The sequence below is a fragment of the Kitasatospora phosalacinea genome (assembly GCF_030268885.1).
Lineage (GTDB): Bacteria > Actinomycetota > Actinomycetes > Streptomycetales > Streptomycetaceae > Kitasatospora > Kitasatospora phosalacinea_C.
Genome location: NZ_BSSA01000022.1, coordinates 45,863 through 59,757, shown reverse-complemented (window position 1 = coordinate 59,757; position 13,895 = coordinate 45,863). Strand labels below are relative to the sequence as shown.

The window sequence follows — 13,895 nt, the reverse complement described above, 5'->3', positions numbered from 1 at the left end:
ACGCCCCCAGCCTACGGGGCGGGGCTGACAACCCGGGACGCCTGGGCGGGCAGCCGCACCTCGGCGTGCAGCGGGTTGTCGACCTGCCCGTGGACGGCGGCGTGCGGGCGGTCGGGCCGGTCCCGGTAACCGTCCAGCAGCAGCCGGTTGCGGTTCAGGCAGAGCCGGTCGATCCGGGGCGCGAACAGGTCGAACAGCTTGTGGCGGTCCGCGAGTTCGGGGAAGCGCAGCTGGCAGGTGCGGATCTCGGTGCGCAGCAGCTCCCAGAACTCCTCCTCGGGCAGGCCGAGTTGGTCCTCCAGCAGCGGGGCGAGGTAACGGTAGACGCCGATGAACAGGCCGGAGTGCAGGAACTGGCAGAGGTAGTCCGGGTCCTCCCGGTTGAGCACCCCGGCGATGTCGGCGGGCAGGTCGGCGAGTTCGGCCAGCGGCTGGTCGCTGAGGTTGACGTCGTCGACGAAGTCCTTGACCGCGAGCCGGACGGGCACGTCGTCCCGGTCGAAGACCACGATGGCGTTCTCGCCGTGCGGGGAGAACACCAGGCCGTAGCGGTACAGGAAGTGCAGCAGCGGCGGCAGCATCGCGGCGAACAGCCGGCCCACCCACTCGCGCGGGGCCAGCCCGGAGCGGGCGACGAGCTCGGCGGTCAGCGCCCGCCCGTCGGAGCCGGTCTGCAGCAGCGCGGCCAGGGTGCGGGCCCGCTCGCCGGGCTCCAGGTGGCGGCCGAGGGGTTCGCGCCAGATCGCGCCGAGCAGCTCCTTGTACTGGTAGGGCGCGTCGGGCAGGTCCCGGTAGAGCGGGTGCTCGACGGTGACGGAGGCGATCTCGCCGAGCAGGACCACCCGGCACTCGTCGCGCAGGTACGGGTCGGTGTCGCGCAGGTGGTGGATCCAGGCGGTGACGGCGGGCGCGGCGAGGGCGCGTTCGGTGGGCAGGCCGCGCCAGACCAGGGTGTTGAGGATGGCCAGCGGCAGTTTGACGGTGCAGCGGTCGGGGCGGCTGAGGTTGAAGAAGGAGCGGATGGACTGCTGGGGCAGCCGCAGGTCGCCGTCGCTGGGCAGCGGGACGATCCGGCCGTCGGCGATCCACGGCGCGAACAGGCCGACCACGGTCTCGTCCCACTGCCAGGGGTGCACCGGCAGGAGCCAGAACTCGTCGGCGCGCTCGCCGAGCTGGTCGCGGAACGCGGGGTCGAGCTCGGTGTCGTAGATCGTCGGGTCGCCGCGGAACTCGGCCAGGCTGCGGTGCACGGCGAGCCAGGGCAGCGTGCGGGGCAGCCGGGCCTCCGGGGTCCAGCCGGCCGCGTCGGTGGCGGAGAAGCCGAGCCGTCCCTTGTTGGCGACGATCCACGGGTGGCCGCTCTGGTGGCCCTCCAGGGCGACGTGGTCGAGGTCGGCGAGTTCGGCGGCGGTCAGCGCGGTGGCCCGCAGGTGGGCGTCGGCGATCAGGGTCGCGGTGAGTTCGCGGACCAGGTGGCCGGTGGTGTCGCCGCTCAGCCCGAGGACGTGCCGGGCCTGCTGGAGGAAGCGCAGCGGGTCGTCGCCGCCCTCGATCGACGCCGCCGCGACCCGCCAGCTGCCGTACGCGCCGCGGCGGGCGGTGAACCGGTAGTCGGCGTCCGGGAGCCGCAGCAGGTAGCGGTCGCCGTCGCCCTCGGCCCGCGGGTGCAGCAGTTCCTCGTAGGCGAACTCGCCGAGGAGTTTGGCGAGCATCTCGCGTCCGGCGGCCCGCCAGTGCTCGGCGGTGAGCTGGGGCGGCAGGTGGAGGGCCGGGTCAGCGGGCTGCGGCACGCTCGGTTCCTTCCTGGGGTCGCGGGAGCGCCGCGGCGGTCGGCGGCTCGAAGGTGGTCCAGGCGGTGCGGTGGGGCAGCGGGTGGAGGGTCTTGCCCGCGACGGCGTTGAGGATCACGGCGGCGCGGTGCGCGCCGAGCCCGAGGTCCGGGGTGCCGACACCGTGAGTGTGCAGCTCGGCGTTCTGGACGTACAGACCGCCGGTGAGTTCCGGCCGGGTGGCGACCCGGTGGTCGAGGTCGACCCGGTAGCGGCCCTGCTCGTCCCAGTCGATCAGCTCGGCGATCGGGTCGAGGGCGGCGGGGCGGACGGCCCGGTAGCCGGTGGCGAGCACCACGGCGTCGGTGCGGACCAGGTGGCGGCGGCCGGAGTCGCCGTGCCGGCAGTGCAGTTCGAGGCCGCCGCGGGGGTCCTGGGCGGCCTCGGTGACGGCGGTGCCGGGGAGGATCTCGACGGGTTCGGCGTCGATCGGGCGACCGACGGTGCGCTCGTACAGGTGGTCGTGGATCTCGGCGAGCGTCTCGGCGCTGGCGGCCTTGTGCAGCTGCCACTGGGCGGGGACGAGGGCGTCCCGGACGTCGGCGGGCAGGCCGTGGAAGTAGCGGGTGTAGTCGGGGGTGAACTGCTCCAGGCCGAGCTTGGAGTACTCCATCGGGGCCAGCGCCCGGGTGCGGGTGAGCCAGCGCAGCCGGGTGCCGTCGCCGGCCCGGTGGCGCAGCAGGTCGAGGAAGACCTCGGCGCCGGACTGGCCGGATCCGACCACGGTGACGTCCCGGGCGCCGTCCAGCTCGTGGCGCCTGGTCAGGTAGTCGGCGGAGTGCAGGACGGCGGGGTGGTCGCGCAGCGGGGCGAAGGCCGCGGGGCGGGCGGGTTCGGTGCCGGTGCCGAGGACGAGGTTGCGGGCGCGGTGCACGGCGCCCGCGGCGTGCACCAGGTAGAGCCGCTCCTCGGCGTCCCAGTGGACGGCGGTGACGGGGCGGCCGAAGCGGCAGTTGGGGAGCCGGTCGGCGGCCCAGCGGCAGTAGTGCTCGTACTCGCGGCGGGGCAGGTGGAAGCGCTCGCTGAAGTAGAACGGGAACAGCCGCTGCTGCTCGCGCAGGTAGTTGAGGAACGACCAGGGGTTGGTGGGGTCGACCAGGGTGACCAGGTCGGCCAGGAACGGGACCTGCATCCGGGCGCCGTCCACGAGCATGCCGGGGTGCCAGCGGAACTCCGGCCGGGCGTCGAGGAACAGCGCGCCGACGTTCTCGGCCCGGTCGGCGAGCGCGGCCAGCGAGAGGTTGAACGGGCCGATGCCGACGCCGATCAGGTCGTACGGCTCGGGCGGCCGGCCCGCCGTGTCGTCGTGGGGAGTCATGTCGTCCTAGGGAGCGGCGGGGTGTCGGCGCGCCGGCGGATCATCAGGGCGGCGCGCTTGTCGGGCAGGTCGAGGTCGGCGGCACGGGTGAACCCGGCGCGGGCGAAGGCCCGGACGGAGGGCGTGTTGCGGACGTCGGGCTCGGCGAGCACCCGGGTGCAGCGGGGTTCGCGCTGCAGCAGCCGGGCGGCGATCGCGTCGAGCAGCGGGGCGGCCAGGCCCCGGCCGCGGACGGCGGGGGCCAGCAGCAGGTGGACGCCCAGGTCGTGCGGGCGGGCGGGGTAGTGCGCGGCCAGCGGGTCGAGGTCGGCCCGGTAGAGTTCGAAGTAGCCGGTGGGCGCGCCGTCGAGCAGGGCCAGGACGGGGCGGCTGCGGCCGTCGCCGTCGAGTTGGGCGGCGAGGTGGTCGGCGGTGGTGCCGGGCGGGCCCGCGAGGGCCCACCAGCGGTCGGTGTCCGGGTCGTTCATCCAGCCGGTGAGCAGGTCCAGGTCCGTGGCCAACCGCACGGTGCGCAGGACGAGTTCGCCGACCGCGGTGGCTATCGTCCCGGTCTCCGGGATCACGCCCGGGCCACCGGGTTGTCGATCTCCACGTACACCGACTGGGTCTCGACCGGGCCGACGAGCTCGTCCAGGCCGTGCAGCCGGGTGAGCAGGTTGGCCTTGCAGCGCAGGGTCGGCGCGTCCAGCAGGTGGGCGGGCAGCGCGGAGCCGGTGGCGGTCGCGGCGGGGCCGGACAGGAAGCGGCGCAGCGCGGCCAGCAGCAGCTGTTCGTCGGCGAGGCCCTGGGAGCCGAAGGCGCCGATCAGGCCGAGCACGTGGTTGATGCCGAGGTAGTAGGCGAAGCGCTCGTCGGCGACCTGGTCGGGCACGAAGGTGTCGCTGTGCGCGCCGAGCGCGGGCAGCAGGGCGTGCAGCCGGTCGGCGTGCGAGGCGCGGAAGTAGTAGCCCTGGTTGTCGCGGTAGCGGCCGCCCGCGGGCCAGCCGAGGGCGTCCAGCAGGACCAGGCTGTTCTGCTGGTGGGCCTCCAGGGCGATCCCGGCCTGCCCGTCCAGCCAGAGGACCGGCAGGACGACGGCGTCCAGGTAGCGCAGGAACCACTCAGTGGCGACGGTCGGCCCGGGGCGGCCGGTGCGGGCGGCCAGTTCGCCGACGACGTCCGCGAGTTGCGAGCCGATCCGGCCGCGGCCCACGGGCTGTTCGGCGACCAGCCCGGCCACGCACAGCGCCCGGTCGGCGGGGCCGAACGGCATCTGCCGCAGCACGGTGTCCAGGCCGTTGGGGTCGGCGAGGGCGGGGTGGTCGACGCCGATCCAGGCCGGGTCGCGGACGATGTCGAAGTCGGGGTGGGCGGCCCGCCACCGCTCGGCCAGGCCGGCTTCCAGCAGCCGGTGCACCTCGGTGCCGCGGTGCAGTTCCTTGCGGAGGTTCTCCCGGCGGGAGTTGGTGATCCGCAGGCCGAGCGACAGCTTGAGCATCCACGGGGTGCCGGGGCGGCAGACGGTGCGCACCGAGCTGGTGGGGTGCCAGGGCTCGCCGTGCTGGCCGAGGTCGGTGAGCAGGCCCTGCTCCAGCAGCTCGGCGACGGCCGGACGCAGCGCCAGCTCGCGGGCCTGCCAGGGGTGCAGCGGCAGGGCGGCCGCGTCGGCGGGCAGCGGGCGGCCGTACAGTCCGGCGGTGAGCTGTTCGACGGGGGTGCCGGTGGCGGAGTCCCCGGCCAGCAGCGAGCGGTGCACGGCCCACCAGTGCAGCCGGAAGCTGCCGCGCAGTTCCGGGGAGTACGCGGCGGACTGGGCGGGGCCGAGGCCGTCGCGGCTCTTCGGGGTGGGGTGCAGCGGGTGGCCGAGCAGCAGCGACTGCTCGGCGCGCAGGAACGCGTCCGCGGGCGCGGCGGAGATCGCCCGGCGGTGGGCGAGGATCTCCGCGGTGCGGCCCACCGAGTCGGCCACCCGGGCGGTCAGGTCGGCGAGTTGGCCGGGTTCGGGGCGGCCGGTGGCCCCGGCCACCAGGGCGGCGACGGTGACCGCGTCGACCGGGTGCGCGGCGTCGCCGGTGGAGACGGTGGCGGGGCCGAAGCGGTGCCAGCCGCAGGCCGACCAGTGCCGCACCGGCGCGGACAGCCGGGCGGCGCCGCCGAGCACCGGGATGCTCAGCAGGTCGTCGTCCGGGCGCTCGGCGGCGGTCTCCCGGGCCCAGCAGCGCAACAGGCTCTCGGTGGCGGCGTGTTCGGCGGCCACCGCCGGGTCGGGGTCCAGCAGCGGGTCCGGGTCGGGGTGCCCGGCCGTCGGCCGGACGGCCGGGGGAACGCCGGTGAGGGTGCTGGCCAAATCCGCTCCTTGAGCCGCGTGACTGCCTTCCGGTAAGGGTTACCTATCCCCCACGGCCGGGCACAAGATCGGCTCACTCGTTCCGGTGAGTTTCGACCGATCACTCACCCTCAGGTGTGAGTGGGCGCCATCCTGACGGACCGTCACGATCACGGTTCGGTGTCCGGACGTCAACAGCAGGGGCACCTCCCCGCCGGTGCGACGTGTCCGGATGGAAGACTGTCCCCGGGGAGACGGACCGTTACGGGGGGATCGATGGTGAGGGCACGGAGGGTGGTGGCCGTGCTGTCCGCGCTCGCCGTCCTGGTCGGCGGCGCGGGCGCCTGCACGGCGGGCGGCGACGGGGGCGGCGGGAACCCGCGCGACTTCGCCGAGCTGAAGCGCTGGGGAGCCGCCGAGTGGGACCGCTGGGCGCAGCGCCACGACTTCCGCAACCCGGTGGTGCCGGGTCTGTGGAGCGCCGAGAAGATGGACCAGGCCCCGCCGCAGCAGCCCGCTCCGGCACCGGACGGCCCTTCGGCGGAGGCGTCCGCCGTGAGCGCGCCCGCACCGACCGGCCCCGCACCGACCGGCTCCGCGTCACCGCCCGCCGCGCCGCCGCCGGTGGCCGCGCAGCCGGTGCCGCGCCCGTACACCAGCTACCCGGCCTCCGGGAAGGTGTTCATGACCGCGCCGAACGGCGGCACCGGCCAGTGCTCGGCCACCGTGGTCGCCGACCCGGCGCACCCGGGCAGGAGCAACCTGGTGTGGACGGCCGCGCACTGCGTGCACGAGGGCAAGGGCGGCGACTGGTACCGGAACCTGGTGTTCGTGCCCGCGTACAACAGCTCCGGCGCGGCCAGCGACCACCGGCGGGCGACGCTGGCCGAGGTCGCCCCGCTCGGGCAGTGGTGGGCGGACAAGGTGATCACCTCGCCGCTGTGGACCACCGAGGGCACCAAGGGCGGGGACGCCGCCAACCAGTACGACTTCGCGGTGGTCAGGGTGCGCGGCCCGGAGGGCGAGACCCGCTCGCTGGAGGAGGCCATCGGCACCGCCGTCCCGGTCTGGTTCGACGCCCCGCGCGAGCAGTTGGCGATCCAGGCCTGGGGGTACCCGGCCGTCGCGCCGTTCGACGGGCAGGAGTTGGAGCGCTGCGACTCCGGCCGTCCGGGCTCGCGCAGCTTCGACGCGTCCCGCCCGCCGATGCTGGTGATCGGCTGCACCATGACGGCCGGGGCCTCGGGCGGCGGCTGGTTCGCCGACGGTCCGGACGGCCGCCAGCGGCTGGTCAGCAACACCTCGATCGGCAGCCAGGCGCACACCGCGCTGAACGGCCCCTACCTGGAGGAGACGGCCCGCCAGGCGCTCGCCTACATCTCCCGGTCCTGACCGCACGACCGCGCGGCGCCCCCACCCGGCCCGCCCGGCCCGCACGACCCGGAGGCGGCCGCCCCGCAGGCGTCCCGGCCCGCCTCCGATCCGTTTCCGACCCGCTCACCGAACACGGGGGACAACCCATGACCGACCAGCACCGCACGGCACGCCGGATCCGGAGCGCGGCCGCGGCCGCCCTGGTGACGGTGCTCGCCGTCGGCACCGCCGCCTGCAGCAAGGGCGCCGACCCGACCCCGGCCGACCGGGCCTCCTCCCAGGCGACGGGGGACTCCGTCGACGTCGCCGACCTGCAGAACTTCGTCTCCCAGGTGCCGAACTGGTCCGCCGAGGACTGGCAGAAGTGGGCGGCGAAGAACGGCTTCAAGCCGGAGGACATCAAGGCGATCAAGGGCTTCTGGGACAAGAAGAAGCCGACCGACCCGCGCGGCGGCGACTCCGTCAAGCCGGACAAGCAGGCCCCGTCCTTCCGGGAGTTCACCCTCCCCGCCCGGATAGCCGCCAAGCCCCAGCCGCACCCGTACAGCGCGGACACCGCCGTGATCGGCCGGCTCCTGTTCGTGAACGCCGAGGGCGAGGAGCACTCCTGCTCGGGCACCGTGGTCACCGACCCGAAGCACCCGGGCAAGAGCAACCTGGTCTGGACGGCCGGGCACTGCGTGCACGGCGGCAAGGGCAGCGACTACGTCCAGAAGATGATGTTCATCCCGGCGTACAACCGCTCCGGCGCCACCAGCAACGGCAAGACGATCGACTCCTGGCAGGAGGTCGCCCCGCTGGGCCGCTGGGCCGCCGACGCGATGCTGACCATGCCCCAGTGGACGCAGGAGGGCACCCACGTGGGCAACCAGGCCAGCCAGTTCGACTTCGCGGTGGTGAAGGTCTCTCCGCTCGACGGCAACCGCTCGCTGGAGGAGACGGTCGGCAGCTCCGTGCCGATCCTGTTCAACGCCAAGCCGGAGGACATCACCGCGCCGAAGGCGTACGGCTACCCGGCCGACCCGCCGTTCGACGGCGAGGAGCTGGAGCACTGCGACTCCACCGCCAAGCTCGCCCCGTTCGCCTTCCTGGCCTCGCGCCCGCCGATGCTCGCCATCGGCTGCACCATGACCGGCGGTTCCTCCGGCGGCGGCTGGCTGACCCGCCAGAACGGCAGGACGGTGCTGTTCTCGAACGTCTCGATCGGTGACGACGAGGCGGGCTGGCAGGCCGGTCCGACCCTCGGCGCCGAGGCCAAGAAGATGTTCGACGCCTTCGTCGCCCAGGCCTGACCGGGTCCACCTGGCCGACCGGGCCGACCGGCCCGGCCGTTCCGAACGGGCGGCGTGAACGGCGGACGGGCGGCGCACCCCCGAGGGTGCGCCGCCCGTCCCGTTCCGTGCCGGTGCTGCCGCGTCAGGCCGCGACGACGGCGTACCGCTCCAGCTCCCCGGCCAGCACGGCCGCGACCTTGGCGTGCAGCAGGGTGCCGTCCGCCGTGTGCTCGGTGGAGAGCAGCTCGCCCTCCGCGTGGACCCGGGAGACCAGGTCGCCGCGGGTGTAGGGCACCAGGACCTTGACCTCCACCGCGGGGCGGGGCAGTTCCCGGTCGATCAGGGCGAGCAGCTCCTCGATGCCCTGACCGCTGCGGGCCGACACCACGACGGCGTGCGGCTCGCGGCGCAGCAGGCGCTGGAGGACCAGCGGGTCCGCCGCGTCGGCCTTGTTGATCACCACGATCTCCGGCACGTCCTGCGCCTCGACCGAGACGATCACCTCGCGGACGGCGGCGAGCTGGGTCTCCGGCTCCGGGTGCGAGCCGTCCACCACGTGCAGGATGAGGTCGGCGTCGGCGACCTCCTCCATGGTGGAGCGGAACGCCTCGACCAGGTGGTGCGGCAGGTGCCGGACGAAGCCGACGGTGTCGGCCAGGGTGTAGAGCCGGCCGCTCGGGGTCTGGGCCCGGCGGACCGTCGGGTCCAGGGTGGCGAACAGGGCGTTCTCCACCAGGACGCCGGCCCCGGTGAGCCGGTTGAGCAGCGAGGACTTGCCCGCGTTGGTGTACCCGGCGATGGCCACCGACGGGACGTGGTTGCGCCGCCGCTCCTGCCGCTTGGTGTCGCGGCCCTTCTTCATCTCGGCGATCTCCTTGCGGAGCTTCGCCATCTTCTCGCGGATCCGCCGCCGGTCGGTCTCGATCTTGGTCTCACCGGGACCGCGGGTGGCCATGCCGCCGCCCGAGGAGCCGGAGCCACCGCCACCCATCTGCCGGGACAGCGACTGGCCCCAACCGCGCAGGCGCGGCAGCATGTACTGCATCTGCGCGAGCGAGACCTGCGCCTTGCCCTCCCGGGACTTGGCGTGCTGGGCGAAGATGTCCAGGATCAGGGCGGTGCGGTCGACGACCTTGACCTTGACCACGTCTTCGAGGTGGATCAGCTGGCCCGGGGTGAGCTCACCGTCGCAGACCACGGTGTCGGCACCGGTGGAGGCGACGATGTCGCGCAGCTCCTGGGCCTTGCCGGATCCGATGTAGGTGGCGGCGTCGGGCTTGTCGCGGCGCTGGATCACGCCGTCCAGGACTTCGGAGCCGGCCGTCTCGGCGAGGGCGGCGAGCTCGGCCATCGAGTTCTCCGCCTCCTCCAGCGTGCCGTCCGTCCACACGCCGACGAGCACCACGCGCTCCAGGCGGAGCTGGCGGTACTCGACTTCGGTGACGTCCTGCAGTTCGGTGGAGAGGCCGGCGACGCGGCGCAGCGCGGCGCGCTCGGTGCGGTCGTACTGCTCTCCGTCGTAGTTGCCGAGGCCCTCGTCGATCGCCGCGAGGTCCTCGTCCATCAGGGCTTCCGCCTTGAGGTCGGCGAGCCGGTTGGCGGACTCGCTCGATCGGGTGCGGCTGTCGAACGTGGAGGTCATTTCATCCTTGGGTTGATCGGGTCGTGCTCTCGGACAACACGGCGGAGCCGCCGTGAATTCCCCACGATGGTTGCACGCCCGCCGTGCCCGAGTCATCCCTTTTACCAGCCGCCGCGTCGGCCCCGGCACCCGCCCCCGCCGCGTCCTCCGGCCCGCCGGGCCGGTAGACGTCGTACACGCCGGAGACCCGGAGCATCGCCCGCATCACCGCAGGGAGCGCCGCGGCGTCCGGCAGCTCCAGGGTGTAGCTGTGCCGCACCCGCAGCTGGCGGGGCGGTTCGACCTCGGCGGAGAAGATGGACACGCCCTCGCCGGAGATCGCCGCGGTCAGGTCGGCGAGCAGCCGGGGGCGGTTGAGCGCCTCGGCGTGCAGGGTGGCCCGGTAGCCCCACTGCGGGGCGCCGCCGGGCAGCCAGCGGACGGCGGCCGCGTGCCGGCCGCCGCGCAGCATCCGGGTGCCGGTGGGGCAGCCCGCCCGGTGCACCGCGACGGCCCCGCCGCGCAGCACGATGCCGGTCACCTCGTCGGGCGGGACGGGCGTGCAGCAGCGGGCCAGCCGGACGGCGGCGCCGGGCAGTTCCGGCACCTCGGCGGGCGCGGCGGCGGGCGCGGCGGGAGGTGCGGGCGGCGCGGACGGCCCGGCGGCGGGCGGCGCGGGCGGCGCGGCGGGGGCCGGGGCGCTCCCCGCGGCGGACTGCCCGGGCAGTTCGGCGACGGCCGGTCGCACGGCCGGGCGGGCGGCCAGCCGACGGGCGACGGCGAGCCGGGCGCCGGGGGTGCGGACGTACTCCAGCCACTGCGGGTCGGGCCCGCTGTCCTCGCCGTCGGGGGCCAGCAGCAGGCCGAGCATGTCGCCGTCGCGCAGTTCGGTGGAGAGCGCGGCGAGCCGGCCGTTGACCCGGGCGCCGATACATCGGTGGCCGGTCTCCTCGCCGAGCAGGTAGGCGGCGTCCAGGCAGCTGGAGCCGGCCGGCAGGTGCAGGGTGGCGCCGTCCTCGGTGACGGCGGTGATCTCGCGGTCGTCGCGCAGGTCGGCGGTGAGCGCGGACCAGAAGGCGTCCGGGTCGGGGGTGTCCTGCTGCCAGTCGAGCAGCCGGGCCAGCCAGCCGGGGCGGGCCGGGTCGGTGCGGTCCTCGGGGTCGTCGGCCGCGCCCGTCCGGTCGGCGGCGCGCGGGTCGCCGAGGGCGACCACGCCGGTCTCGGCGACCTCGTGCATCCGCCGGGTGCGGACCAGGACCTCGATCACCTCGCCGCCGGGCAGCGCGACCGCGGTGTGCAGCGACTGGTACAGGTTGAACTTGGGGGCGGCGACGAAGTCCTTGAACTCGCCGGGCAGCGGCGTCCAGCAGGTGTGCAGTTCGCCGAGGACGGCGTAGCAGTCGGCGTTCTCCTCGACCACCACCAGCAGCCGCCCGAAGTCGGCGGGCCGCAGCCCGGCGCCGTCCGGCCCGGCCCCGCGCTTGATCATCACCCGGTGCAGCGAGACCAGGTGCCGGGGCCGGACGGTGACGGTGGAGGGGATGCCGGCCTCGGTGAGCTGGCGGCCGAGCTCGGCGGCGAACGGGGCGAGCACGCCGTCCGTCCAGCCGCCCGCCACCGCGCCGGTGTGCTCGTACTCCTCGGGGTGCAGGGTGGCGAAGACGATGTCCTCCAGCTCCGCCTTGACCACCTGGATGCCGAGCCGTTCGGCGAGCGGGATCAGCACGTCCCGGGTGACCTTGGCGATCCGCACCTGGCTGGCGGGCTTCATGTGCCGGATGGTGCGCATGTTGTGCAGCCGGTCGGCGAGCTTGATCACCATCACCCGGACGTCGTCGCCGGTGGCGACCAGCATCTTGCGGAAGGTCTCGGGCTCGGCGGCGGCCCCGAAGTCGACCTTCTCCAGCTTGGTGACGCCGTCGACCAGGTACGCCACCTCGGGCCCGAAGTCCTCGGCGACCTGCTCCAGCGTCACCTCGGTGTCCTCGACGGTGTCGTGCAGCAGCGAGGCGACCAGCGTGGTGGTGTCCGCGCCGAGCTGGGCGAGGATCATCGTGACCGCGAGCGGGTGGGTGATGTACGGCTCGCCGCTCTTGCGGGTCTGCCCGCGGTGGCTCTCCTCGGCGACCCGGTACGCCCTGGTCAGCAGCGGTACGTCGGCCTGCGGGTGGTGCACCCGGTGGGCCTGGACGATCGGCTCGATGGCGTCGGGGACGGGCGTCCGCCCGGTGGCGAGCAGCGCCGCCCGGCCGGCCCGGCCGAGTGCCGCACGGCTGAACCGGCTCGCCTGCTGCTTGGACGGCGAGCCCGCCAACTCGGAGCGGATGGTCATCTGCACCTCCGGCAGCAACACCGGAGCGACGGCCGACCCGGTGGTCCATGCTACCGAGCAGAGCACGTTGCGCGAGCCCCCGCTTCCCCTCTGTCACCCAGATCACCCGAACGGGCGGATTAACCGGGGAGCGGCGTGGGAAGCGGGAGCTGACGCCGCGTCGCGCTGACCTGCCGTCAGACGAGGACGCCCTCGGCGACGATCACCGCGGGCCCGGTCATCTCGATCCGGCCGTCCGGGAACTCCTCGATCACCAGCCGCCCGCCGGGCACGTCCACCGTGTAGCGCACCGCCTCGCCGGTGTCCGCCGGGTCGACGCCGTCGCGCCGGATCGCCGCCACCGCGACGGCGCAGGCGCCGGTGCCGCAGGAGCGGGTCTCGCCGGAGCCGCGCTCGTGCACCCGCATCGCCACGTGCCGCTCGCCGCGGTCCACCACGAACTCCACGTTCACGCCCTGCGGGTACGCGCCCGCGGGGGCGGTGGCCGGGGCGTCGAGCAGGGTGCCCGCGTGCGCCAGGTCCTCGACGAAGGCGACGGCGTGCGGGTTGCCCATGTTGACGTTCAGCGCGGGCCAGGTCCGCCCGTCCACGGTGACGGTGATGCCGTCCGGGCCGGGGAGGACGGCCCGGCCCATGTCCACGGTGACCTCGCCCGGGGTGCCGTCCGGGGCGTCCTCGGCGATCCGCACCCGCTTCACCCCGCCGCGGGTGGCCACCGCCAGCTCGCCCGGCTTCGCGTGCCCGGCGTGCACCAGGTACCGGGCGAACACCCGCACCCCGTTGCCGCACATCTCGGCGATCGACCCGTCCGCGTTGCGGTAGTCCATGAACCACTCGGCCTGCTCGGCCATCCCCGCCGCGGCGGGCTCGGCCGCCGAGCGGACCACCCGCAGCACGCCGTCCGCGCCGATCCCGGCCCGCCGGTCGCACAGCTGCGCGACGGTGTCCGCCGACAGGTCGATCCGGCCGTCCGGGTCCGGGACGATCACGAAGTCGTTCTGGGTGCCGTGCCCCTTGAGGAAGGCCGTTCCGCTGGTTCCGCTGCGCTCGCTCACACCGCCGATGGTAACGGGGCGGCCGGGGTCCGGCCGCGGCCGGACGAGGGGTGGGACGGGGCGGTGGGGGCGCGGCCGCGGAACCGCTAGCCGCGCAGGTGGACGACCCGCCAGACGGCGAGCGCCACCGCCGCCGCGGCCAGCAGGGTGTACAGCACGATGGCCCGCCACCCGGCCCGCTCGGCGCTGCCGCGGCGCGGCACGCCCGGCCACTTGTACCCGGCCCGGCGGGCGGCCATCGCGCCCCAGCCCACCGAGGCGGAGGTGATCAGCAGGCCGAGCATCCCGATCATCGCGGTCGCGCCCTCGCTGCCGAAGGCCAGCGGGAAGGCGAACATCAGCGAGCCGAACATCAGCGTCGCGGCGATCGGCAGGATCTGCCACCAGCGCAGGCGGCGGCGCGGCCGGATGTCCCGCTCGTGGACCACTCCCGGCGCGGCGGCCAGGTCGTCGATCGCGGGCAGCGCCACCGCGTACGAGGTGGTGGGGGCGGCGAGCTCGGGGAGCGTCTCGGACCCGTCGGAGACGTCGCCGAGCAGCTCATCGGTTTCGGGGCCGGTACCCGTTGACACGCGGCCTCCCCTGACGGCTCGACACGAGCTCCGGGGCTCGCGGGCGGTGAGGCCGGCCCGCGTGCCGGGCCTCGGTGGTACCGATGATGGCACGTACCAACACCTCGACAGGGTGTCCCACGGCATGATCGGGTGATCCGATGCCAGGACGTGATCCCGCCGTGACCGCCGGTACCTCCTGCACCTGCGTCTGCCGGTGCAGACGCCGCGAGCCT

The 13,895-nt window shown here is 74.6% G+C and carries 10 protein-coding genes; 2 read left to right on the top strand and 8 right to left on the bottom strand.

All coding sequences use genetic code 11. The annotated features are described in order from the left end of the window. Window positions 1–11: 11 nt before the first annotated feature. The 4 genes from QSK52_RS26945 to QSK52_RS26930 are packed head-to-tail and all read right to left on the bottom strand — an operon-like array spanning window position 12 to window position 5,473. Window positions 12–1,790 (bottom strand): IucA/IucC family protein, encoded by a 1,779-nt coding sequence (locus QSK52_RS26945; RefSeq protein ID WP_435053382.1) that lies wholly within the window; start codon window positions 1,788–1,790, stop codon window positions 12–14. Further along, window positions 1,774–3,147, bottom strand: coding sequence for a lysine N(6)-hydroxylase/L-ornithine N(5)-oxygenase family protein (locus tag QSK52_RS26940; RefSeq protein ID WP_285738754.1), 1,374 nt, complete (start codon window positions 3,145–3,147; stop codon window positions 1,774–1,776). Before QSK52_RS26940 ends, QSK52_RS26945 begins: the two co-directional genes overlap by 17 nt. Beyond that, window positions 3,144–3,710, bottom strand: coding sequence for a GNAT family N-acetyltransferase (locus QSK52_RS26935; protein WP_435053381.1), 567 nt, complete (start codon window positions 3,708–3,710; stop codon window positions 3,144–3,146). Before QSK52_RS26935 ends, QSK52_RS26940 begins: the two co-directional genes overlap by 4 nt. Next, complete coding sequence (locus QSK52_RS26930) at window positions 3,707–5,473, bottom strand: IucA/IucC family protein (protein ID WP_285738753.1); 1,767 nt, start codon at window positions 5,471–5,473, stop codon at window positions 3,707–3,709. Before QSK52_RS26930 ends, QSK52_RS26935 begins: the two co-directional genes overlap by 4 nt. A 255-nt stretch (window positions 5,474–5,728) precedes the next feature. Here QSK52_RS26930 and QSK52_RS26925 point away from each other — a divergent pair, with 255 nt between their 5' ends. Further along, window positions 5,729–6,844, top strand: a complete 1,116-nt coding sequence (locus tag QSK52_RS26925; protein WP_285738752.1) for a trypsin-like serine peptidase — start codon at window positions 5,729–5,731, stop codon at window positions 6,842–6,844. Between the two features lie 128 nt (window positions 6,845–6,972). Continuing rightward, window positions 6,973–8,118 (top strand): trypsin-like serine peptidase, encoded by a 1,146-nt coding sequence (locus QSK52_RS26920; protein ID WP_285738751.1) that lies wholly within the window; start codon window positions 6,973–6,975, stop codon window positions 8,116–8,118. A 124-nt stretch (window positions 8,119–8,242) separates the two neighbouring features. On the opposite strand, the gene hflX is transcribed toward QSK52_RS26920, so the two are convergent. The 4 genes from hflX to QSK52_RS26900 form a co-directional block, all read right to left on the bottom strand. After that, window positions 8,243–9,742 (bottom strand): GTPase HflX, encoded by a 1,500-nt coding sequence (gene hflX / locus QSK52_RS26915; protein WP_285738750.1) that lies wholly within the window; start codon window positions 9,740–9,742, stop codon window positions 8,243–8,245. Between the two features lies 1 nt (window position 9,743). Further along, complete coding sequence (locus QSK52_RS26910; RefSeq protein WP_285738749.1) at window positions 9,744–12,053, bottom strand: RelA/SpoT family protein; 2,310 nt, start codon at window positions 12,051–12,053, stop codon at window positions 9,744–9,746. A gap of 176 nt (window positions 12,054–12,229) precedes the next feature. Further along, window positions 12,230–13,108 carry a diaminopimelate epimerase gene (gene dapF / locus QSK52_RS26905; RefSeq protein WP_285738748.1) on the bottom strand — a complete coding sequence of 293 codons (879 nt, stop codon included), beginning with the start codon at window positions 13,106–13,108 and terminating at the stop codon, window positions 12,230–12,232. Window positions 13,109–13,194: 86 nt separating this feature from the next. Further along, entirely contained in the window at window positions 13,195–13,680 is a 486-nt protein-coding gene (locus QSK52_RS26900) for a hypothetical protein (protein WP_285738747.1), read from the bottom strand. Window positions 13,681–13,895 lie beyond the last annotated feature (215 nt).